A 2,634-nucleotide genomic window follows, 5' to 3' on the forward strand; every position below is an offset into this window, starting at 1 on the left:
AAGCCATTCACCTGAAATAATAATATTGTTGTTAATAAGATAAATGTCTTTCTCATACTATGATTATTTATATGAACCTGTTAGAAGCATTGCAGAAACTGTTTTGGCGCGGATGGCCACAGCCACCACAGCGGATAGATTGGGTGAGCTACGGGAGAAAAATATTTCCCAAAATGAGGGGATATAGTGATTAGTTATCATCATTTTTTTCTCCTCCTTGTTCCTGAATCGTTGCATAGGAATTAATATCATTATGTCTTATTTGTCCGCCTATATCACCTGTCCTTGCAACTTTTTGTAATTGTATCATTATAAGGTTCCATTTACTAAAGAAGTGCTAGTATTTACCTGTGTGAAGCTACTAATTTTTCATTTACTGTTGAAAGATCGTTTAGAGTAAATCTCGCACCATTGGAAACAAGTTCGTTAAAATTATGCATAAGATTTTCAATATGCGATTGTAATCTGCAGTTATTCGACAATTCTTTCACTGATTTGTCCATCGTTTATTTGAACTATTGGTTAATAGGGTTGTCCGCCAAGAAATCTACTAAAACAAAAATGAGGCAGCCCAGACCTATTGGTATGGCATAGTCTAATAAGAAAAAGTATCCTAGTAAAGTAAACCCGAGGGAGATAAAGAATTGGGCGAAGATGCCGAAAGTTCCATTGCACTATGGTATAAAGAACCAGGGGATTCATTCGAGGAAGGCGAAACTTTGGTTCAAGTACAGACCGAAAAAGTCGCTTTTAAGTTCCCCGCCACTTTGTCCTTATGTATTATGTCAAAGTATATGCTCTTGTCGGCAACATTTGGATTGCCTCCGAGGCAAATCATAAACCCGGTTAATAGTATATACTTTATCATTGCGATAATTTCAGGATAATTCAATGTTGCAGCAAAATTCCTGAATCTAAAGTTATCCAATCCTGACCTAGGTCATGAATTGAAATATTTATAAGGCTTAATTTTGTTTTGATTTAATAGTAAGAATAGGAGTATTCATAAAAAACACATAATATGGAAACAATAGAAGTTCAAGAGCAAATTACGGCTATGCCAAGGATAGGGGATAAAGCTCCAAATTTTCAGGCAATCACAACACAAGGAAACATTAATTTCCCAGAGGACTATATTGGGAAATGGGTCATATTATTCAGCCACCCAGCGGATTTTACACCGGTATGTACCTCAGAGTTTATGACTTTTGCTAGCCTCGAAGACAAATTCGGTAAAGCTAATTGTAAGTTAGTTGGGCTGTCCATTGACGGCCTATACAGCCATATCGCTTGGTTGCGGACAATAAAGGATAAAATCGAATTCAATGGAATGAAAAATATAGAAGTCAAATTTCCTTTGATTGAGGATATCACGATGGAAGTCGCCAAAAAATATGGAATGATCCAACCCGGAGAAAGTAAAACCCAGGCGGTACGTGCCGTTTTCTTTATTGATCCCGAGAGTATTGTTCGGGCTATCATTTATTACCCCCTAAGTCTCGGACGAAATTTCGATGAAATCTATCGTGCTCTGATCGCAATGCAGACCGCATACGCATTTTCAGTGGCTACTCCTGCAGATTGGAATCCTGGCGATGATGTTATTGTTTCTCCTGCCGGCACTTGCGGAGTGGCAGATGAACGAATGACGTCTACCGATGGATTGGACTGTAAAGACTGGTTCTTCTGTACAAAAAAGCTGGATAAACAGGAAGTGTTGGATACCGTTCTCAAGAATTAGCGTTCCTATCCTTTTATCCTGACAGTTACCGCCGCTTACAATAAATCATTTTGGTAAGTGGCGGTCTTTACACTCTTGGATATCAAAGTGACTTACTTATTATTTAATCATAATATCATGAATAAATATATTAAACATACAATTTTCTTTGTACTATCATTTTTCTTTTTTTCCTGCAATTCCTCAGATAAAAAGAAAAAAGCAGAACAAGAAAGCGAAAAGATTGTGCAGAAAGTACAAATGTATTCCATTGATACTTCTGGAATATCTTTAAAATGGACGGCCTATAAGTTTACCGAAAAGCTTGGGGTAAGTGGTACTTTTGATAGGATAACCTTTAATGAGAAAAACAACTCAGGGACTATTGAGACTTTATTACAAGATGCTGAAATGACCATACCTACGGCGCTCGTCAATTCAGCCAATGAAATTCGGGATCCCAAATTGCGCACCTACTTCTTCAAAGTATTCAATACCGATACTATTAGAGGGAAAATTTTGGATGCCAAACAAGGCAAAGGTGCTTTGGAACTAAATATGAACAACCTTGCCAATGATGTAGAATATACCTATTCCCTTAAAAACGATACCTTGTTTTTGAACGCCCATTTTGATTTGATGCAATGGAACGGGGATGTCGCTTTAAATTCATTAAACAAAGAGTGTTATGAACTTCATACCGGAACCGACGGTACTTCAAAACTATGGCCCGATGTGGATGTAACTATTAAATTTCCGATACAAAAGGTTTCCTTTTAAAAAAGCAAAATCTGTTTATTTAAAAGAATAATTGGCATTTAGTGCTTGGGATTTATTCCTTCGGCTGGGGTTGACTCCCTCAACCTTCACCAAGGTTTCTGTTGACATATTTGGTCGTCTGACTTAACGCTCAC

At 37.4% G+C, this 2,634-nt stretch carries 5 protein-coding genes; 4 read left to right on the plus strand and 1 reads right to left on the minus strand.

Annotated elements, in window-relative coordinates:
* Positions 1–43: 43 nt before the first annotated feature.
* Positions 44–187, plus strand: coding sequence for a hypothetical protein (locus WBN20_RS09965; protein ID WP_424281569.1), 144 nt, complete (start codon positions 44–46; stop codon positions 185–187).
* A gap of 157 nt (positions 188–344) precedes the next feature.
* Here the strand turns inward: WBN20_RS09965 and WBN20_RS09970 are convergent, their stop codons facing one another.
* Positions 345–503 carry a hypothetical protein gene (locus tag WBN20_RS09970; RefSeq protein ID WP_424281570.1) on the minus strand — a complete coding sequence of 53 codons (159 nt, stop codon included), beginning with the start codon at positions 501–503 and terminating at the stop codon, positions 345–347.
* A 141-nt stretch (positions 504–644) separates the two neighbouring features.
* On the opposite strand from WBN20_RS09970, the gene WBN20_RS09975 reads away from it, so the two are divergent.
* The 3 genes from WBN20_RS09975 to WBN20_RS09985 all read left to right on the plus strand — a co-directional run bounded on the left by WBN20_RS09975 (position 645) and on the right by WBN20_RS09985 (position 2,500).
* Positions 645–887: a lipoyl domain-containing protein gene (locus tag WBN20_RS09975; RefSeq protein WP_424281571.1), complete on the plus strand. Its 243-nt coding sequence runs from the start codon at positions 645–647 to the stop codon at positions 885–887.
* Positions 888–1,057: 170 nt separating this feature from the next.
* Positions 1,058–1,741, plus strand: a complete 684-nt coding sequence (locus WBN20_RS09980; protein ID WP_424281572.1) for a peroxiredoxin — start codon at positions 1,058–1,060, stop codon at positions 1,739–1,741.
* Between the two features lie 117 nt (positions 1,742–1,858).
* Positions 1,859–2,500, plus strand: coding sequence for a YceI family protein (locus WBN20_RS09985; RefSeq protein WP_424281573.1), 642 nt, complete (start codon positions 1,859–1,861; stop codon positions 2,498–2,500).
* Positions 2,501–2,634: the final 134 nt, after the last annotated feature.

The sequence above is a fragment of the Eudoraea sp. genome (genome assembly GCF_049665975.1).
GTDB lineage: Bacteria > Bacteroidota > Bacteroidia > Flavobacteriales > Flavobacteriaceae > Eudoraea.